Here is a 20,400-nt window from a genome sequence, read left to right on the forward strand (position 1 = left end):
GTCGGAGCCGAGACCCCATTGGGGCTATTGCCCCGTCCGCGACGCGCCAAACTCCGTTCCCTACGCAGGTATTACCCGGATCAGGTTCAATGGGTTGACGCGAGAACGCGCCTCTCAGCCTCTTGTGTCGCAATATGGAACGGAAAACCGCCGAGCGCTTTTCCGGATATTGCTTCGAAGGCACCCCAACGAATTTTGCGCCTATAGGCATAGGCCGGAAGTTGAAGGCGGTCAAGCGATGGAAAAAGTCCGATTTTAAAGAAATTCCTTAAACCGATCCCCAATTTGTATATGGTTTATTAAAATTATCGGTTTTAATCTATGCTCGGGGTGCATCTGAATCGGGTTGCTCATAGTGCCAACAAACGAGACGGTCTGCTCGGGGAGCGGATCTGTATAATCCTGTAGGATCAGTAGGATGAGGGGAATGCGATGAAGAAGCGGGGGGGCGCTTCGGCTTCGGCGGAAGGTACGATGGCGCGCACGTCCGAACAGGACTTCCGCATCCTTTTCACGACACATCCGACACCCATGTGGGTCTATGACCCGGAGACGCTGCGCTTTATCGTGATGAATGATGCCGCGTACCGGCTGTACGGATATACAGCCGACGAAATCCCGGCCATGACCGTGCTCGATATTCGCCCGCAAACCGAGCGGGACCGGATGCTGGCCGCCATTCGCGATCGCAGCGACCTTGAGCGCCCGGAGCGGTGGCAGCATCTGCGCGCCAATGGTGAAATCATCGACGTTCTGACCTACGGACGCCAGGTGCTGTTCGACGGCAAGGAGGCGATTCTCGCCATTGTTCAGGACAGGACCGAACTGACGGAGGCCAATCGTCAGGCAAGTCACGCGCAGACCTTGCTGGACAGCCTCGTCAATAACCTGCCGCTTGGCGTGTTCGTCAAGGACATGCAGGATGATGGCCGTTACGTGCTGTTCAATCAGGCCGCGTCGGTCGCGAGCGGGCAGCCGGTAGAAGAAGCCATCGGCGCGACCGACCTCGATCTTTTCCCAAAGGGCGAGGCAGCCGTCATCATCGAGCAGGACCGCATGGCGATGCGACGCCGGGATGTGCTGAGCGTCGAACGCAAGGTCGAGCGCAAGGACGGCACGTCACGCACGATGCGGATCATAAGATGCTCCATTCCGCCGGTCGAAGGTGGCGAGCCTCGTTATTTGATCGGGCTTCTCGAGGACATTACCGAGCGGCGCGAAATCGAGGAACGCATGGCGCATATCGCCATGCATGACAGCCTGACCGGACTGCCGAACCGGGCCTATTTTGCCCACCATGTCGAGAGCCTGCTGAAGAAGGGCGGGGATTGCGAGCCTTTCGCATTGTTCTATCTCGACATCGATCATTTCAAGAACATCAACGACAGTATCGGGCATCAGGCGGGCGATCAGCTTTTGCAGGAAGTGGCGCGTCGGCTGAAACAGATTACGACGCCGGACGAATTCATTGCGCGGCTGGGCGGCGACGAGTTCGCAATCGTTTATCGCAGCGGAACGCTGGGGCAGATCGCGATGTTTGCCGACCGCGTGCTTTCCGCTTTTCAGGACGCGTTCAAACTGGTCGGCAATTCGGAATTTGTCACCTGCAGCATGGGCATTGCCCAAGCGCCGCTGCACGGCGACAATCCCGATGCGTTGATGCGCAACGCCGATCTCGCGCTTTACGCGTCGAAATCCGGCGGACGCCGCACATTCCGTTTCTATCAGCACTCCTTGCGTCTGGCAGCCGAGAAGCGTCACGTCATGACCGGCGAGCTTCGGCAGGCGCTTCTGGACGAGCAGTTCGAGCTTCACTACCAGCCGATATTCAACCTCGAAAGCGGCAGGATTTCCGGCTTCGAGGCGCTGATCCGCTGGCGTCATCCGGATCGCGGCATGGTTTCACCTGCCGAATTCATCCCCCTGGCGGAAGAAACCGGGCTGATCGGGCCGATTGGCGACTGGGTCTTGCGGGCGGCATGTCGGGAAGCGGCACTGTGGCCGGAGGACATCAAGGTCTCCGTCAATCTTTCGCCGGTCCAGTTCAGCCAGACGACGCTCCTGCAATCGGTCAAGGACGCGCTGGAAGCGGCGCGGCTTTCGCCAGACAGGCTTGAGCTTGAAATCACGGAATCGGTCTTTCTCTCCAACTCCAAGAACAATATCGAGCTGCTGTTCGAGCTGCGGCGGCTGGGTGTTCGTATTGCGATGGATGATTTTGGAACCGGTTATTCGTCGCTGAGCTATCTGCGTTCATTCCCCTTCGACAAGATCAAGATCGATCGCAGTTTCGTTTCGGGGATCGAGGTCGATACGCGCGATCTGGCCATCATTCAGGCGGTCGCGACGCTCGGTGCGGGCTTCAACATTGTCACCACGGCAGAAGGCGTGGAAACCGCGCAACAGCTCGAGCGTCTGAAGACCGAACGTTTCGGTGAGGTGCAGGGTTTCCTCACAGGCCGTCCGATGCCCGCTGGCGACGTGCAGTCCTTCATCCAGAATCGCAGCAATGCAGGGCTGGGGCTGGTCGCGGCGCATAACACATTGCCGATTTAGAGCCCTCTGCCCAACCTGCGTGAGCGGATGCCGTAATATATAGCGGACCTTGTTTCAAAAGGGCTTGACCTTCCAACGGTTGGAAGGACTATTTAAAGAGCAATTCTCGAATTTTGCCCTTCCCGGGGCAGTGAAAGGGATTGCCATGAACAAGCCAGTTAATCACGAAACCATCAGTTTTCCCGTGCCGGTCGAGGGGATGACCTGCGCATCATGCGTGTCGTCCGTGGAAAAGGCCGTGGCGAAAGTTCCGGGTGTCGACAAGGTTTCCGTCAATCTCGCCACGGAGCGCGCCGACGTGACGTTCAAGGGCGCGCCGGATTTGCCATCGGTGGTCGAGGCCATCCGCAAGGCGGGCTACGATGTGCCGGCGGGCAGCGTCGATCTTGCCATCGAAGGTATGAGCTGCGCGTCTTGCGTCAGCAAGGTGGAAAAAGCCCTCAACGCCGTGCCGGGCGTGACGCGCGCCAGCGTCAACCTCGCGACCGAACGCGCCCATGTGGAACTGGCGGGTCCGGTCCAGACTTCCGATCTCGTCAAGGCGGTTGAGCAGGCGGGCTATGAAGCCCGCTCGCTGGCCGAGGACGTATCCGATGCAAGGCCCGAGACACAGGCCGAAAAGCGGGATGCGGAAGCGGCGGAGCTGAAGAAAAGCGTCATCCTTGCCGCCGTGCTGACCCTGCCGGTGTTTATCATGGAAATGGGGTCACACCTCATTCCGGCCATTCACATGTTCGTCGCCGACCGCATCGGGATGCAGAACAGCTGGTATCTGCAATTCGTGCTGACCACGCTCGTCCTGTTCGGGCCGGGCCTGCGCTTTTTCAAAAAGGGCGTCCCGACCCTGTTGCGCGGCACGCCGGACATGAATTCGCTTGTCGTTGTCGGCACGCTGGCCGCCTGGGGCTTTTCCATCGTCGCCACCTTCTTCCCCGGCCTCCTGCCGGAAGGAACCGTCAATGTCTATTTCGAGGCGGCGGCGGTGATCGTGACGCTCATCCTGATAGGCCGCTATCTGGAAGCGCGCGCCAAGGGGCGCACCAGCGCGGCGATCAGCCGTCTCGTCGGCTTGCAGGCGAAGTCGGCGCGGGTCGTGCGTGATGGCGAAACGGTCGATGTGCCGCTCGAAGATGTTCGCGCAGGCGATATCGTGCAGGTGCGTCCCGGCGAAAAAGTGCCGGTCGACGGCGAAGTGACCGAAGGTTCCTCTTATGTCGATGAATCGATGATCACCGGCGAACCCGTGCCCGTCGCCAAGGAAAAAGGCGCGGAAGTGGTCGGCGGCACGATCAACAAGACCGGCGCCTTCACCTTCCGCGCCACCAACGTTGGCCGCGACATGGTGATCTCGCAGATCATCCGCATGGTGGAGGATGCGCAGGCCGACAAGCTGCCCATTCAGGCCATGGTCGACAAGGTGACCGGCTGGTTCGTGCCTGCGGTGATGGCCGCCGCCGCCCTGACCTTCGCCCTGTGGCTGGCGATTGGCGGCACGGCCATGCTGGGCTACGCGCTGGTGAACGCCATCGCGGTTCTCATCATCGCCTGCCCGTGCGCCATGGGCTTGGCCACGCCGACCTCGATCATGGTCGGCACCGGTCGCGCAGCCGAGTTCGGCGTCCTGTTCCGCCGCGGTGACGCCTTGCAAACCTTGCGCGATGCTTCCGTCATTGCCGTCGACAAGACCGGAACGCTGACACAGGGCAAGCCTGCACTGGCGCACTTTGCAACCGTCGAGGGCTTCGACAAGGACGAGCTTCTGGCGCTGGTCGCCGCTGTGGAAGCCCGTTCCGAACACCCGATTGCCGACGCGATCGTGGAAGCGGCAAAGGCCAAGGGATTGAAGCTCGCGGAGGTTTCCGCTTTCGAGGCCGTGCCCGGTTTCGGCTTGAAGGCGCAGGTTTCCGGCCATGAGGTCGCCATCGGTGCTGACCGTTACATGGCAAAGCTTGGACACGATGTGGCTGCGTTTGCCCATGATGCGAAGCGTCTTGGCGATGAAGGACAGTCTCCGCTTTATGCGGCCATTGATGGCAAGTTGGCGGCAATCCTGACGGTCGCCGACCCGATGAAGGAAACCACGCCAGCGGCGATTGCGGCCCTTCACGAGCAGGGGCTGAAGGTCGCGATGATTACCGGCGATAATCGCCGCACGGCTGAGGCCATCGCAAAACGTCTGGGCATCGATGAAGTGGTTGCGGAAGTGCTGCCGGACGGCAAGGTCGAGGCGCTGAAGCGTCTTTCGGCGGGCGGCAAGCGGATTGCCTTTGTCGGCGACGGCATCAACGATGCGCCTGCTCTCGCTGCCGCCGATGTCGGTATCGCCATTGGCACCGGAACGGATATTGCGATTGAAAGTGCGGATGTGGTGCTGATGTCTGGCGACCTGCGCGGCGTGGTCAATGCCATCGCCATATCCAAGGCGACGATCCGCAATATCGGTGAAAACCTGTTCTGGGCCTTCGCCTATAACGTGGCGCTGATCCCGGTCGCAGCCGGTGTCCTCTATCCCTTCACCGGCACGCTGTTGTCGCCGGTTCTGGCGGCGGGCGCCATGGCATTCTCAAGCATTTTTGTTCTGAGCAATGCCTTGCGGCTCAAGGCTTTTAAAAGCCCGATAGAGGTCTGAGCAAAAGAAAGGCGCGCTTTTAACCCCAGCCACTTGCGTAAATCTGGAATCGATAAGATTGCGTCAATTTCGAATATTCGCCGCAAAGAAGATCCAGCTGAGCACTGTTCGCGCGGGAAACGATGGTTACGCCTTTTCAACTAGAATTGTGCCTGGTAGGCCGCTACATGCTCCGGGAACAATTCTTCATAAAGCTGATGATCTATTCCGAGGATAGCGACGAGAATTTCATTCGCTTCCTTGGAATAGTCTTCGATAACAACGCCTCCGCTTGACGGAATCGATACTCCATCGAGCATGACAGTCAGAACGCCCCTATCGATCAGATCAGTATGGAAGGAGGGTGTCGTCAGCAGGTTGCCAAAGGCAACGCCCATAGGCGGATCGCCGCTCTCAAGAGAACTGCTGCCGACCAAAACGTCATTTGCATAGATTTCAAATCGCTTCATGTGCACCGATTTGTCCCATAAGATCGCCCCTTCTATTATCCGCGATTTGAACGAATAATAGAAGGGGCGAGCTTGTTTGCCTTTTCGCCCCCCCGAAGAAAAGTGCGCCATAAGCAACAACCCCACCAACCTCCGTTTGAAGGACTACTTAAGGACTACTGCTGACCCGATTCCACATTTACGTGAGCGGCTGGGGTTTTGACCGCGCCTTTCTGTTTCAGGGCATTTCCAGCAAAAGTGCGAAGCGGTTTTGCGTCGGATAATGCATACAAACAATGATCAATGAGTGCCGACAGCCTTGCCGTAAGTCCGCACAACATTGCGCACGGCCTCTACCATCAAGGCGTGGGGCGTTGCTTCCACCGCACCTGAGGCCACAGCCGGATAGAGCGTGCCGAGATACTGGCTGATCAGCGTTTCCGGTATCTTGCGGCCTTCGAGACGCTTCAAAAGCGCATTGACAGCAGCCGTTGCGACCGGATGCGGCCAGTAATAGCGAATGCGGTCGCTATAGGAAAAATGGCGTTGCAGCCGCAGTTCTTCCGCGTCGCCATGGTAGTATTTTTCCCAGTTCTTCGGCTCGGCCAGAAGCAGCGCTTCCATCTTGCCGCGCAGGGTTTCCTCTTCCGGCAGCTTGTCGAGGAAGGCGGCAATCTGGTCGAGACCATAGAGCGCCTCGCGCAGCGCGAAAGTCAGGCCGGGACCGACTTTCAAAATAGCAAAACCATCGTGCACGAGATCGGAAAGCGCTTCCACCGGCTGGTAGTCGGTCGAATGCGCCTCGAACACGAATTGCGGCATTTCGCCGAGAACGCCGCTCAACGCGGTTGCCTTGTCGCTGTTGTAGAAGACCACGTTCTCGTTGCCGAACTCGACGCCTGGCTGCACCACGACGCCGATGGCGCGGGCAAAGGCGTCTTCCAGTCCCAGCGCCGCGAAAGCCTTGCGGTGAATGGAGACGGTTTCAACCGCCGCATCCGGCTTGGTCAGTTCCAGCTCCTCGATTTCTTCCATCGCGCCGCCGGGGATCGGTACTTCGGTGCCGATGATGTAGACCGGCAGGTCATATCCGGCTTCACGGGCCGCTGCTTCGGCAACCTTGGCAAGACGCGCCGCGCGCTCGGCGGTCACGGCATCCGGCAGCGCGACCGGCTCGCCGGCGCAACCCATCGACGTGTCGAGATGGATCTTGGTGAAGCCTGCGCGCACGAATGCGTCGATCATCACGTCCGATTTCGCAAGGGCTTCCTCGGCGGGCAGGTGCTTCCACGGGTTGGGGCCAAGATGGTCGCCGCCCAGAATGAGCCGCTTGGTGTCGAAGCCGACGCGGGCCGCGATTTCTTCCACGAAATGGCGGAAATCGGCAGGCGTCATGCCCGTATAGCCGCCATCCTGATTGACCTGATTGCAGGTGGCCTCGATCAGGACGTCCGTATTGGTCGCAACGCCTTCCAGAAGGGCGGCTTCAATGACCAGAGGATGCGCGGAGCAGATCGAGGTGATGCCGCCGCGAACGCCGCTGGCGTAACGTGCGGGAAGTGCGCTCAAGACTTTCGTGCTGCTCATGCTGGAACTCCGTATTTCTGAAGGAAGGCATCGATTTCAGCCATGGTCGAGGTGCCCTCCATCGGTCCCTTGACGCCGACGGCGCGCGCGCCGGTGGCATTGGCGATGACGAGAGCGTCCTTCGGCGCCATGCCGCGCAGCCAGCAGGTGACGAATGCCGCGCCAAAACTGTCGCCTGCGCCGGTCGGGTCGATTTCCTCCACCTTGAAGGCAGGCGCGAAAACTTCGCCGGACTTGTCGAAATAGCTGGCGCCTTCCGCGCCGCGCTTGACCACCACGGCCTTGATGCCGCGCGCCAGAAGTTCTTCCACCGCTGCCTTTTCCTCGGTCGCCTTGGTGAAGAGAAAGATTTCCGGGCCGCTCGGCATGAACAGGTCAGTGTTCTCCAGCGCATGGGCCAATGCCTGGCGCATGCCCGGCAGTTCCAGCATTTCCTTGCGGATATTCGGGTCGAAGGACACGGTGCCGCCCTTCGCCTTGATGCGGATCGTCGCCTCGTGGATTGCCGAAACAATGCCGTCGGAGAACAGCGCCGAACCCATGATATGCAGGTGATCGGCGGTCTCGATCAGCTTTTCGGCTTCCGGCGTCAGGCCGATGGCGCTGCATGCGCTGTGCTTGATGTTGAAGATGAAATCGCGGTTGCCGTCCGGGCGATAGCGCACGAAGGCGCTGCCGGTGGCGGCTGTCGGATGCACGCCGATGGCCGATACGTCCACGCCGTCTCTTTGCAGGCGCTCGACATTGAGCGCGCCGAAATCGTCATTGCCGACGGCGCTGACCATGCCGCAGGGCTGGTCCATCTTGGCTACCTGATCGATAAAGATCGCAGGCGCGCCGGAAGCGAACGGACCGATCAACGGAATGGCGGACTTGAAGCCGTTGCCGGTTTCCACGGCCATGATTTCGACGACGATCTCGCCGATGGTGATGATCTTTTTCATGTGTGGTACCGCGATTACGTGCGCATGGATTTCGAGCGCACGTCGAGCCAGACGGCGACCAGAATGACCACGCCCTTGACGATGAGCTGGTAGAAATAGGGCACAGACAGCATGTTCATGCCGTTGTTGATGACGCCGATGATGAGCGCGCCCAGAATGGTGCCGACCATAGTGCCGACGCCGCCGGCAAGCGAGGTGCCGCCAAGCACCACCGCCGCAATGGCGTCGAGTTCATAGCCCATGCCCGCATTGGTCTGCGCGGAGGACAGGCGCGAGGAAAGCAGGATGCCGCTGATCGCCGCCATCACGCCGGAGAGCATGAAGACGATGATCTTGATGCGGTCCACGCGGATGCCGGAATAGATCGCTGCTTCCTTGTTGCCGCCCGACAGATAGATGCGGCGGCCGAAGACCGTCTTCGACAGAAGGATATAGTTGAAGATGAACAGGACGCCGACGATCCAGATGATGATCGGCAGGCCGAGCCAGCTTTCAGAACCGATGGCAAGCCATGCATCGTTCTCAATGATCTCGGGCGCGCCATTGGTCGGCAGGCTGACCATGCCGCGATAGATGCCCATGGTCGCGACCGTGACGATGAAGGAGGGCAGCATCAGTTTTGCCGAAAGCACGCCGTTCAGCCCGCCCATGATCGCGCCCGCCGCAAGCGTGAAGACTATGGTTGGCACGAAGCCGAACCCCATGGCGAAGGCTTGCGCCGCCACCATGCCGGAAACGGCGATGATGGAGCCGATGGAAAGATCGATTTCGCCGAGCAGGATCACATAGGTCATGCCATAGGCGGCAACGGCAATCACCGCCACCTGCTGCATGATGTTCATGAAGTTGTTGAAGGCGAGAAAGCGCGGGTTCAGCACCGCGAAGACCACGCAGAGCACGGCCAGCGAAATGATGATGCCGCCATATTGGCGTACCAGCGGGGAGGAGAAAAGCGAACGGCGGACTTCGGCGTCCACGGCTTTCTTCTGAATGTCTGCGTTGCTCATTGATGCATTCCTGCTGCGTAGCTCATGACGGTTTCCGGCGTGAGGCCATCGGCATCGACAATGGCGGCGACATGCTTGTTATGCATGATTGCCACGCGGTCGCTGAGGCCCAGCACTTCCGGCAGTTCGGAGGAAACCATCAGGATCGCCGCGCCATTGGCGGCAAGTTCACGGATGATGCGGTAGATTTCGAATTTCGCGCCCACATCGACGCCGCGTGTCGGCTCATCGAGAATGAGGATGCGCGGCTTTGTCTGCAGCCACTTTGCCAGCACGATCTTCTGCTGGTTGCCGCCGCTGAGCGATCCGGCAACCGTGTCGAGCGAAGCTGTCTTGATGGCAAGCCGCAGCACTTCCGCCTTGGCGGCGGAACGCTCCGCCCTCGACCGCATGAGCCCGAGCGGGCCTGCGAGCTGGCCGAGCCCGACCATATTGATGTTGCGTTCCACGCTGTGCGGAAGAACGAGGCCCTCTTCCTTGCGGTTTTCTGTCACGAAGGCGATGCCGTTGCGAATGGCGTCGGTCGGTGAGGAGAGCGTGACAGGCTTTCCGTCGAGGCGGATTTCACCCGTTGGCCGCAGCATCCCGAACAGCGCCTTCATGACGTCCGAACGGCCAGACCCGACCAGCCCGAAAAGGCCCAGAACCTCACCGGGCTTCACGCCGATGGAAACCTCGTGAAATTTGCCCGGAACGGACAGGTTCTTCGTTTCGAGAATTGGCGCAACTGTGTCCGCAGGGCGCGGTGCTTCGCGCGGCGGATAGATGTCGTTCATCTCGCGGCCAACCATCAGGGCGATCAGCCGTTCGATGGTGGTCTCGCCCTTTTCCGTGGTGGTGACATATTCGCCGTCCCGCACGACCGTAATGTCGTCGGAAAGCCGCATGATTTCTTCCATGCGATGCGAGATGTAGATGACTGCCGTGCCGCGTGCTTTCAGGCGCTCGATGATCGAGAACAGGATTTCCGCTTCGCTGTCGGAAAGCGATGAGGTCGGCTCGTCCAGAATAACCACGTCGGCAGGCTGGCTCAGGCCCTTGGCGATTTCGACGAGCTGGCGCTGGGCAATCGACAGGTCGCCGACCTTGGCGCGCGCATCGACCGGCAGGCCAAGCTCGCCGATCAGCTTTTCGGCAGCGGCGTTCAGTTCGCGCTCCCGGATAAAACCGAAACGGCTCGGCTCATGATTGGCGAAGATGTTTTCGGCAACGCTGAGATTGCGCGACAGGCTCAGTTCCTGAAAGACGATGGCAATGCCGTTGGCGCGTGCATCGCGCGGATCTTTCGGCGTATAGGTCGCGCCTTTCAGCAGGATGGTGCCGGAGGTCGGCTTGAAAACGCCAGCCAGGATCTTCATCAGCGTGGATTTGCCAGCGCCGTTTTCGCCAAGCAGCGTATGCACCCGGCCGCGACGCACGGTCAGGTTCATGCGCTTCAGCGCGACCACCGGGCCGAAGGATTTTGCCACATCGCGAATCTCGAGAACGGTGTCCGAAACGGCTTTTCGTTCGGATTTGGCGGCTGTCACAGTATCTGTCACTCTTGGGGCCTCCATTCTCCGTTGTTCAGACTATCGGCAGGACTTCGCCCGAACGAAATCCGCGATCAAAAGGGATGCGGCGGCGGCAGGCGCGTGGTGTTCGCCGGGCCGCCGCACGCAGAAAGGAAACAGCGACTGGGAGGAGTGTCGCTGTTTCACGCGGTCTTACTTGGTTTCGCCGTCCTTGGTGACGACGCCCGGAACGATCGGCTGCTTGGCCGGGACTTCCTCGCCCTTGATGACCTTGGCCGCGGTTTCAACCGCAACCTTGCCCATCTGGTCCGGATACTGGGCGATAACGCCGACCATGACCGGATCGTTCTTCACGGCGTTGCGGGCTTCTTCCATGCCGTCGAAACCGATCACCTTGACCTGGTTTTCAAGCTTGGCCGACTTAACCGCCGAGGCCGCGGCCAGCGCGGCGTCGTCGCCGAAGCCAAAAATGCCGACGATATCCGGGTTGGCCTGCAGGATGTTCTGTGCAGCCGAAAGCGCTTCCGGACGGGTGATGCCCGGCTGGATCGCCACGATCTTGATATCCGGATATTTTGCAATGCCCTTCTTGAAGCCTTCGATGCGATCCACGACCGACTGAACCGTCGGGTAATCGATAACGGCGACATTGCCCTTTTCACCGATGGACTTCGCCATCAGTTCGGCGGCCTTTTCGCCGCCCGCGAAATTGTCCGTGCCGACGAAGGAGGTCACATCGACATTGTTGGCCGGAACATCGACGGTGATGACCTTGATGCCTGCCTTCTGGGCCTTGTTGATGGCCGAGCGAACGCCCTTGCTGTCAACCGGCGAGATGACGATGACGTCGACGCCCTTGGTAATGAAATCTTCCACATCGGCGAGCTGCTTGCTCAGGTCCTGATTGGCGATGGCGATTTCCAGCGGCACATTCTCCGCCTGCGCTTCCTTCTTCATCGCGTCTGCGAGCGAGATGTAGAACGGATGCTGCTGGGTGAGAAGCGATGCGCCGATGCCTTCGGCAGATGCCGCGCCTGCCATCATGGCGAGCGCAACGCCGGAAAAGAGAATGCGGCTGAGCGATTTGCGAAACATGATTTCCTCCGAATGACCGGCGCTCGCCGGGGCGTCCTTCTATAGGGACATGAACAATGGTTTTTCCTGCAGGTTCATCCGTTGTCGCCAACTTCAAACCTCCCGAAGGGCAGGGCCTTCAGCTCTGATCGAGCTTCCCTAGACATGCTAGAGCTTGTTCAATGTGTCAACATAAAATTTTTCACGTGTAAAAATTATAACGATTGAATTTGGGCATGATGCGCCCGGATGGGACGCCATGGAAGCAGGAAAGCGTGGAACGTCCACTGGCAACGCATTGAAATTTGTTGCGTTGGGGCGGAAAAAAATTTACGCATGGAAAGAAAAGTGAATGGCGCTGCAAAACCGCTATGATACCCGAGGGAAAACGAGGGCATGACCGAACAGAAGATCAGGACGATGGAAGAGTTCGCATCCGCAAGCGGATTGTCCCGTCCCACGGTCTCGAAATATTTCGACAATCCTGAAAGCGTAAAGCCCTCGACGCGCCTTCGTATCGAGAAGGCGCTGAAGGATTACAATTATCAGCCCAACATCTTCGCGGTCAGCCTCAACCGCAAAAAGCCGAAGAATATCGGCGTCATCGTCCCCCATATCTCCGATCCGTTCTATGCGGAAATCATCCGCCAGATCGAAATGCGCTGTCTGGCGGAAGGCTACTGGCCGATCGTTCTGTCATCGCACGGCGAGAGGAAACTCGAGGCGCGGGCGATGCGCACGCTCATGTCTCTCAAGATCGCTGGCGTCCTGATGGCTCCGCTCGGTTTCGAGACGGATGCGAAGCTGCTTTCCAGCCTGTCGGATTCGACGCCTGCGGTTTTCCTCGACAGCCGTATCGGCGACGATCAGCCTTTTGTCGGCACCGATAATCGCCAAAGCATTGGCAACATTACCGAATATCTTTATCGAACGGGCGAACACCCGTGCTTCCTCGAAATGCCGGCTGTCAACCAGAATGCGCTGGAACGGCGCTCGGCCTATATCGAAACCATGGAGCGGCTGGGGGTCGAACCCATCGTGCTTCCCATCGCTGCAAAGAACTGGAATTTCGAGGAACTGGGCTATCAGGAGGCAGGCCGGATTCTGGATCGCGGCGGGTTTCCGACGCGCACGGTTCTTTGCGCCAATGATCGTCTGGCCTTCGGCGTTATCTCCGCGGCTTTCGAACGGCGGCGGCATGTCGGGCGCGAGGAAGGCTGTGATCTTCGCGTCGCCGGTCACGACGACCATCCGCTCAGCCGCTTCACCTGTCCGCCGCTGACGACGGTCGCGCAGGACTATCGGCAAATCGCCCAACTGGGTCTCGACATGCTTTTCTCGCGGATCAATGCGCAGGAAAGCGGGGCAGCAGTCGAGAAGGAAATCCGCCGTCTGGATAGCCATCTCATCATGCGCGGCTCCGCCTGAAATCTTAAAAAAGACCGCAAAAAGCCACAATATACACAAATTTGCCATACGTTCGCCGCAATTGACTGGCGAAAATTTGCATATTCGCGCAGCGTTTTGCGCCGTTTAGGCGCTGAAACCGCTTCTGCGTTCGCTTTGCCTTAATTTAGGGGCAGCGCACCGCCGTCGAGCCTTCGTGCCGAAAGAAACAGCTTTCCGCTCTCTGGATTTTTTCCATGCTCGCCTATGTGGATAGGCAGGCAGCATGGAGTTGTGCGGCAAACGGAATGCTGCGAGACTTGCGACCATATCAGGCCATATCGGGCCAAATCAGGAATGCCTTCGAAATTGTTGAGCGGTTGGTCCGCGCGGTTTTTCCCGCAGGGAGCGGGAGGCCGGTTGTACTGGAAGGGGGTAATGTCTTGTTTATCTGGTTAACTTCTCTCGTACTTCTTTTGATCGGGTTTGCGCTCGGCGCAGGCGGCATCTGGCTCGCCGCGCTGGGCGGCAGCTGGTATTATATACTCGCGGCGATTGGCTTTCTGCTCACCGCCGTTTTGCTTTTCCGGCGCAACGCCGCCGCGCTGTGGGTTTACGCTCTGGTCATTCTCGGCTCGCTTGGCTGGGCCGTTTATGAAGTCGGCTTCGACTGGTGGCAGCTTGGCGCGCGCGGCGGTCTCATAGTGCTGCTCGGGTTCTGGCTGCTGACGCCATGGATCAGGAAGCCGCTCAATGGCGGCGCTGGCGGAGGGGGCTTGCCGCTGGGCGTGGCATCGCTGGTCGCGCTTGTGGTCGCGGGCTATTCCATGACGCAGGACCCCTACAATATCGCAGGCGACCTGCCGACGGAAAAAATGGCCGCAACGCCCGATCTCGGCGGCAATGTACCGGATGGCGAATGGCATCAATATGGTCGCACGCCCTACGGCCAGCGCTATTCGCCGCTGACGCAGGTCACGCCGGAAAACGTCGCCAAACTGCAAGTCGCCTGGCAATATCAGACAGGCGATGTGAAGCAGCCGCAGGATGTGGGCGAAACCACCTATCAGGTGACGCCGCTCAAGATCGGCGATTCGCTCTATCTGTGCACGCCGCATAACTGGGCGATTGCGCTCGATGCGGCGACCGGCAAGGAAAAGTGGAAGTTCGACCCCAAGGTCGGCTTCAACACCGACCGCCAGCACCAGACTTGCCGCGGCGTCAGCTACTGGAAGGATGCGACCGCCACGGCGGGCGCGAAATGCGCCGAGCGCGTCTATCTGCCGACATCCGATGCGCGCCTGATCGCGCTCGACACGGCGACCGGGGAAATCTGCACGGATTTCGCCAATGGCGGCACGCTCGACCTCAGCCACGGCATGAAATACAACCCCGCTGGCTATTATTACTCGACCTCGCCCCCGGCGGTGGTCGGCGACAAGATCATCGTCGGCGGTGCCGTCAACGACAATTACTCGACCGAAGAACAGTCGGGCGTCATCCGCGCCTTCGATATCCGCACCGGGCAATTGTTGTGGAACTGGGATTCCGGCAATCCGGACGTGACCACGCCGCTGCCGGAAGGCCAGTTCTATACGACCAACTCGCCCAATAGCTGGTCGGTTTCCAGCATCGACGAAAAACTGGGCCTGATTTTCGTGCCGCTCGGCAACAAGGTGCCGGACCAGCTCGGCATGGATCGCAGCGAGAATGTGGAGAAATATTCCTCATCCATCGTTGCCCTCGATGTGAACACCGGACAGGTTCGCTGGGTGCGCCAGACGGTGCACCACGACCTGTGGGACATGGACGTTCCGGCCCAGCCGGTCCTGCTGGATATCAATGGCGCTCCGGCGCTGGTTGGCCCGACCAAACAGGGCGATCTCTATGTTCTCGACCGGCGCACCGGCGAGCCGATCATTCCGGTCAAGGAAATCCCGGCGCCGACCGGCGCGATCCCGGAAGATCATACGGCTCCGACGCAGCCGATCTCCGATCTGACCTTCAGCCCGCCGCCCTTGCGCGAAAGCGACATGTGGGGCGTGACGATGTTCGATCAGCTTGCCTGCCGCATCAAGTTCCACCAGTTGTTTTACGAAGGCCGCTACACGCCGCCCTCGCTGCGCGGAACCATTGTCTATCCGGGCAATTTCGGTGTGTTCAACTGGGGCAGCGTGGCGGTCGATCCGGTGCGGCAGGTCATGTTCGGCATGCCGACCTATCTCGCCTTCACGTCCCGCCTCGTGCCGCGTGCCGATATTCCGCCGAAGGGACAGGATGAAAAGGGCAGCGAACAGGGGCTCAACCGCAATGACGGCGCGCCCTACGGCGTCTTCATGGGTCCGTTCCTCGGTCCGCTCGGCATTCCTTGCCAGACGCCGCCATGGGGCTATGTGGCGGGCGTGGACCTGCGCACCGGCAAGATCGCCTACAAGCATCGCAACGGAACGATCCGCGACATGTCGCCGGTTCCGCTTCCGCTGAAAGTCGGCGTTCCAGGCATCGGCGGGCCGATGATCACGGCTGGCGGCGTCGTCTTCCTGGGTGCGGCGGTGGACGACTATCTGCGCGCCTATGACCTGACTTCGGGCAAGCAGCTCTGGGAGGCCCGGCTTCCGGCTGGCGGCCAGTCGACGCCGATGACCTATACGGTCGGCGACCAGCAATTCGTGTTGATGGTTGCGGGCGGCCACGGCTCGGTCGGCACCAAGCCCGGCGATTATGTGATCGCCTATACGCTGCCGAAGGGCTGAGGCACTGATATGAATGAAAAACGCCGGGAGCAATCCCGGCGTTTTTCATTTGACGGTCTCAGACTTTGCCGTGCAGCAATTCGCCTTTGCGCGGTGCCGGGCGTTTGCGGCTCTCCGTGCCGCTTTCGGCAAGCTGATGGATGATGGGGCAATCGGGCCGGTTGTCGCCGTGGCAGTTTTTGGCGAGATGGCGCAGCGTATCGGCCATTTCCTGCAACTGGCGCATCTTGGCTTCCAGCTCCTCGACATGGCCGAGCGCCACCTTCTTGACATCGGCCGAAGCGCGGTTGCGATCGCGCCAGAGCGCCAGCAGTTCCTTGATCTGATCGACCTGAAAACCGAGATCGCGGCTGCGGCGGATGAAGCGCAAGGTCTCGACGTCTTTCTGCGTATAGACGCGATAGCCCGAGCCGGTTCTTTCGGCAGCTTCGATGAGCCCGATGGTTTCATAATGGCGGATCATCTTCGCCGATATGCCCGATGCTGCGGCGGCCTGCCCGATATTCATCCCGTTCCTCGCTGACTGGTTCCAGCAAGGATATAGGAATGCCGGAGCACCTTTCAAAGAGGATTTATGCTTTCAGACGGCTCGTCCGGAACGTTTCAGGAGATAATGCTCGATGGCCTGAAACCCGTCGAAGATGAGGATGGCGAGCGCGGCGACGACGAGACCGCCTTGCAAGACGAAGGCAAGATTGTTGGAGATCAGTCCGGCTATGATGACTTCGCCGAGCGTTCTGGCCGCGACGGTCGAACCGATGGTGGCAGTGGCAAGGCTGATCACGGCGGAAAGCCTGATGCCTGCCAGAATGACCGGCATGGCCAGCGGAACCTCGATTTTCACAAGCCTTTGCGCGCCGGTCATCCCCATGCCGCGCGCGGCTTCGACAACCGGCGGCGGCAATGTCGTCAGTCCCGTCAGCGTGTTCTCGAAAATTGGAAGCAGGCCATAGAGGAAGAGGGCGATCAGCGTCGGCTTGTCCCCGAAACCAAAGATGGGAACGGCCAGCGCCAGCACCGCGACGGGAGGAAATGTCTGGCCTATATTCACGAGGCTGCGCGAGAGCGGCAGGAATTCCGCGCCCTGCTTTCTGGTGACGAAAATCGCCATCGAGACAGCCATGATAGTCGCGGCCAGCGTTGCGAGCGCCACGAGACCCAGATGCTGCAAGGTCAGCGTCACGAAGCTGGCGCGATCGTAGATGGCGGGCGCGCCTTCATTGACGAGCGGACGAAACAGCGGCTCGAAAAGATGGGGCCGCGCCAGAAACAGGAGCAGCACCGCCAGAAGCACAGCGCGGGGCACGAGGGACATGAGCAATTTCATGCCGGGCGCTCTGCCTGATGAAGCAGCTTTTCCAGCGTCACCCGGCCAAGCGGCCTTCCTTCGCCGTCAAGCACGGGAAGCGCCTTGCGCCCCGACCATAAAAGTGCGGCGAGCGCATCGCGCTGCGAGGCGGTGACGGGCAGCGCCTCGCCGCTGGCATCCCCCGGTTGCAGCACGGTTTTCAGATCGGTGAGCGACAGAAGACGGAACGGCCTTTCCCCGGTTCCCACCAGCCGTTCGACGAAATCGGTTGCCGGTCGGGCGAGGATTTCGGCGGGCGGGCCATATTGCAAAAGCTTGCCGTCATCCATCACGGCGATGCGGTCGCCGAGCGAGATCGCTTCCTCCATGTCGTGCGTGACAAGGATTATGGTCGTGCCGAGCCGCTTCTGAATCGCCTTCAGGTCTTCCTGCGCCTTGGCGCGGATCACCGGATCGAGCGCCCCGAACGGCTCATCCATCAAAAGGATGTTCGGCCCGGCGGCAAGCGCCCGCGCCACGCCGACGCGCTGCTGCTGCCCGCCGGAAAGTTCGTGCGGATAGCGGTCGCGATAGTGAGCGGGTTCGAGCTGGAAAAGGTCGAGCAGTTCATCGACGCGCGTATCGATGCGCTGTTTATCCCAGCCAAGCAGAAGCGGAACCGTCGCGATATTCTCCGCGACGGTTCGATGCGGGAACAGGCCGTTCTGCTGGATGACATAGCCGATCCGTCGCCGCAGAACATGGCCGGGTTCGTCCATGATGCTGCGCCCATCGATGCGGATTTCGCCTTCCGTCGGTTCGACAAGGCGGTTCACCATCCGCAGCAGCGTCGTCTTGCCCGAACCGGACGTGCCGACGATTGCCGCGATGCTGTGCGGCTCGACCGTGAAGCTTACCGCATCGACCGCCGCCCGCCCGTTGTAGCGCTTGGTGATCCGGTCGAACTCGATCATGCGGTTCTCCTTCCTTCGGCGATTTCGATTGCCCCATCGAGGATGACGGCGGCGGCAAAGGCCAGAAGCACGGTCGGCAGCGCGCCAAGCAGCACGAGGTCCATCGCCGTCTGGCCGATGCCCTGAAAGACGAATGTTCCAAACCCGCCGCCGCCGATCAGCGCGGCGATGGTCGTCAGGCCGATATTCTGCACCATGACGATGCGTATGCCGGTGAGAATGACCGGAAAGGCCAGCGGAAACTCGGTCCTGAAAAGCCGTTGCAGCCGCGTCATGCCCATGCCGCGCGCGGCGTCGGTCACGGGTTCGGGCACCTGCGCCAGCCCGGCCACGGTGTTGGCGACGATTGGCAGCAGCGAATAGAGAAACAGCGCAACGAAGGCAGGCGCCGCGCCGATGCCGCGTATGCCGAGGCTCGCCGCCCACGGAAATTGCGCCGCAAGCCAGCCGAGCGGCGCGATCAACAGGCCGAACAGCGCCATGGACGGAATGGTCTGCACGATGTTGAGGCTGTTCAGCACGAAGGCGCGCAACCCGGCCAAGCGATGGCAGACAAGCCCGAGCGGAATGCCCGCCGCCGTGGCCGCCAGGAGCGAGCCCAGGGCCAGCGCTATATGCCGTTCTGCTTCATTCCAGAAGCTTTCGGCCCGGCTTTGATATTCCTTCATGAAGGAAATATCGTCCCAGAGGCCGGAGGAAAGCAGCACGGCGAGCAGCACGCCTGCCATGACCAGCAGGCCGATGCGCAAGAGCGGACCGGCCTGCAATCGGACCAGCCCATCGGCGACATAAAGGGCGCTCGCGAAGAACAGGAGCCAGAAGCCGGACGCTGGGGAGACACGCGCATAATTGTTTCCCTCTGGCGACAGGAATGACGCGGCCACGCCGATCGCCACCATGACGGATGCGAGGCAGGCCAGAGCAGCCCCAAGCCGCAACAGGTTGTTGCTGCGGACAAGGCCGATCAGCAGCCCTCCGGCCACGATTGCTGCAAGCACCAGAGCCGGTTCGCCGGGCAGGGCATCGAACAGGGAACGAGGCTCGCCCTGAACGATGCGGTTTGCCCGAAAATTCGCAAAAGGCAGGAACAATCCCGATAAGCCGATTGCCGCAACGACCAGTCCAAGCTTGTCGATATAGGCAAACAGGCCCTTCGCGCCATTTGCCCGCATCGTCTCGTGTGCTGCGCCCATGCCCGGCAAAAACCTATTGCAGAAAGCCGTTGGCTTTAAGAAAATCCTCGGCGACCGCTTTTGCCGGTTCGCCGCCGAGCTGCACGCGGCCATTGAGTTCCTGCAAGGTGGTGAGGTCGAGCCTGGCGAAAACCGGCTTCAGCAATTCCTCGATTTTCGGGTTCTTCTTCAGGACTTCCTCACGGATGATCGGGGCGGGCTGGTAGACCGGCTGCACATGCTTGTCGTCCTCAAGCACGACAAGCCCGGAGGGCGCGATGCCGCCATCGGTGCCGTAGACCATGGCTGCATTGGCGCCGTTGGTCTGGTTGGCGGCGGCAGCAATTGTCGCCGCCGTATCGCCGCCTGAAAGCGTGATGAGCTGGTCGGGTTTCAGGGTGAAGCCATAGGCGGTCTGGAAGGCGGGCAGGGCCGCGGCAGAATTCACGAATTCGGACGAAGCCGCCAGAACCACCTTGCCGCCGCCTGCAACATATTTGCCGAAATCGCTGAGGCTCGCGAGCTTGCTTTCGTCGGCCACGTCCTTGCGCACCGCGATGCCCCATGTGTTGTTGGCGGGAGAGGGGGCGAGCCACACGATCTTGTTGGCATCGTAATCAAGCTGTTTTGCTGTCTCGAACGCCTTGGCCGCGTCTTTCCACAGCGGGTCATCCGCCTTGTTGAAGAAGAAGGCCGCATTGCCGGTATATTCGGGATAAATGTCGATCTCGCCGGCGGTGATCGCCTTGCGCACCACTGGCGTCGCACCAAGCTGGATGCGGTCCGTGGTCTGGATGCCATTCGCATTGAGAACGGCCAGAATGATATTGCCAAGGACGCCGCCCTCGGTGTCGATCTTGGAAGAAACGACCACCTGTGCCTGGGCGACGCTGGAAAACTGGGTTGCGCCTGCAAGAAGGGCAAGTGCGACGGCACCTCCCTTGAACAAGTTCCTGTACGACATGCTCTTCATCCCGTCACGCTGGTTTTGCCTTGTGACGGTAAACTATAGCGCGGGCGGCAAAAGGAAACCGCCGCCCGTCACCCCTCCTGACAGCAGGCTGGCAGGAGGGGTTATGTCAAAGGGC

At 60.2% G+C, this 20,400-nt stretch carries 15 protein-coding genes and 1 riboswitch; of the genes, 4 read left to right on the forward strand and 11 right to left on the reverse strand.

The genetic code is table 11. From position 1 onward, the window contains the following. Positions 1-40 precede the first annotated feature (40 nt). Positions 41-198: riboswitch (TPP riboswitch) on the reverse strand. Between the two features lie 234 nt (positions 199-432). Together F9K78_RS11980 and F9K78_RS11985 are read left to right on the forward strand one after the other, a co-directional pair. Next, positions 433-2,556: a putative bifunctional diguanylate cyclase/phosphodiesterase gene (locus F9K78_RS11980; protein ID WP_121985707.1), complete on the forward strand. Its 2,124-nt coding sequence runs from the start codon at positions 433-435 to the stop codon at positions 2,554-2,556. A 145-nt stretch (positions 2,557-2,701) separates the two neighbouring features. Next, the gene (locus F9K78_RS11985; protein WP_121985706.1) at positions 2,702-5,185 is read left to right on the forward strand and encodes a heavy metal translocating P-type ATPase; all 2,484 of its coding nucleotides are present in this window, start codon (positions 2,702-2,704) and stop codon (positions 5,183-5,185) included. A gap of 140 nt (positions 5,186-5,325) precedes the next feature. On the opposite strand, the gene F9K78_RS11990 is transcribed toward F9K78_RS11985, so the two are convergent. The 6 genes from F9K78_RS11990 to F9K78_RS12015 all read right to left on the reverse strand — a co-directional run bounded on the left by F9K78_RS11990 (position 5,326) and on the right by F9K78_RS12015 (position 11,760). Further along, a complete protein-coding gene (locus F9K78_RS11990; RefSeq protein ID WP_167518114.1) occupies positions 5,326-5,760 on the reverse strand; it encodes a hypothetical protein in 435 nt (144 codons plus the stop codon). A 153-nt stretch (positions 5,761-5,913) separates the two neighbouring features. Further along, on the reverse strand, positions 5,914-7,200 hold the full coding sequence (locus tag F9K78_RS11995) for a D-tagatose-bisphosphate aldolase, class II, non-catalytic subunit (protein WP_121985704.1): 1,287 nt from the start codon (positions 7,198-7,200) through the stop codon (positions 5,914-5,916). Beyond that, positions 7,197-8,144, reverse strand: coding sequence for a tagatose kinase (locus F9K78_RS12000; RefSeq protein ID WP_121985703.1), 948 nt, complete (start codon positions 8,142-8,144; stop codon positions 7,197-7,199). Before F9K78_RS12000 ends, F9K78_RS11995 begins: the two co-directional genes overlap by 4 nt. Before the next feature lie 14 nt (positions 8,145-8,158). Beyond that, entirely contained in the window at positions 8,159-9,151 is a 993-nt protein-coding gene (locus F9K78_RS12005; protein WP_162929741.1) for an ABC transporter permease, read from the reverse strand. Further along, positions 9,148-10,707, reverse strand: a complete 1,560-nt coding sequence (locus tag F9K78_RS12010; protein WP_174813443.1) for a sugar ABC transporter ATP-binding protein — start codon at positions 10,705-10,707, stop codon at positions 9,148-9,150. The genes F9K78_RS12005 and F9K78_RS12010 overlap by 4 nt, the downstream gene beginning before the upstream one ends. Before the next feature lie 150 nt (positions 10,708-10,857). Next, positions 10,858-11,760, reverse strand: a complete 903-nt coding sequence (locus F9K78_RS12015) for a substrate-binding domain-containing protein (protein WP_121980778.1) — start codon at positions 11,758-11,760, stop codon at positions 10,858-10,860. A 375-nt stretch (positions 11,761-12,135) separates the two neighbouring features. Between F9K78_RS12015 and F9K78_RS12020 the strand changes: the two genes are divergently transcribed. Together F9K78_RS12020 and F9K78_RS12025 are read left to right on the forward strand one after the other, a co-directional pair. Then, positions 12,136-13,167 (forward strand): LacI family DNA-binding transcriptional regulator, encoded by a 1,032-nt coding sequence (locus F9K78_RS12020; RefSeq protein WP_121985701.1) that lies wholly within the window; start codon positions 12,136-12,138, stop codon positions 13,165-13,167. A 401-nt stretch (positions 13,168-13,568) separates the two neighbouring features. Continuing rightward, positions 13,569-15,878, forward strand: a complete 2,310-nt coding sequence (locus tag F9K78_RS12025) for a glucose/quinate/shikimate family membrane-bound PQQ-dependent dehydrogenase (RefSeq protein WP_121985700.1) — start codon at positions 13,569-13,571, stop codon at positions 15,876-15,878. A 58-nt stretch (positions 15,879-15,936) separates the two neighbouring features. Here the strand turns inward: F9K78_RS12025 and cueR are convergent, their stop codons facing one another. From cueR to osmF, 5 genes are all read right to left on the reverse strand, one after another. Then, entirely contained in the window at positions 15,937-16,386 is a 450-nt protein-coding gene (gene cueR, locus F9K78_RS12030) for a Cu(I)-responsive transcriptional regulator (RefSeq protein ID WP_121985699.1), read from the reverse strand. Positions 16,387-16,458: 72 nt separating this feature from the next. Continuing rightward, on the reverse strand, positions 16,459-17,205 hold the full coding sequence (locus F9K78_RS12035; protein ID WP_121985698.1) for an ABC transporter permease: 747 nt from the start codon (positions 17,203-17,205) through the stop codon (positions 16,459-16,461). Continuing rightward, positions 17,202-18,140, reverse strand: coding sequence for an ABC transporter ATP-binding protein (locus F9K78_RS12040; protein WP_121985697.1), 939 nt, complete (start codon positions 18,138-18,140; stop codon positions 17,202-17,204). The genes F9K78_RS12035 and F9K78_RS12040 overlap by 4 nt, the downstream gene beginning before the upstream one ends. Then, positions 18,137-19,333: an ABC transporter permease gene (locus F9K78_RS12045; RefSeq protein WP_121985696.1), complete on the reverse strand. Its 1,197-nt coding sequence runs from the start codon at positions 19,331-19,333 to the stop codon at positions 18,137-18,139. Before F9K78_RS12045 ends, F9K78_RS12040 begins: the two co-directional genes overlap by 4 nt. A gap of 13 nt (positions 19,334-19,346) precedes the next feature. Next, on the reverse strand, positions 19,347-20,276 hold the full coding sequence (gene osmF, locus F9K78_RS12050; RefSeq protein ID WP_121985806.1) for a glycine betaine ABC transporter substrate-binding protein OsmF: 930 nt from the start codon (positions 20,274-20,276) through the stop codon (positions 19,347-19,349). Positions 20,277-20,400: the final 124 nt, after the last annotated feature.

The sequence above is a fragment of the Brucella pseudintermedia genome, assembly GCF_008932435.1.
Taxonomy (GTDB): Bacteria; Pseudomonadota; Alphaproteobacteria; order Rhizobiales; family Rhizobiaceae; genus Brucella; species Brucella pseudintermedia.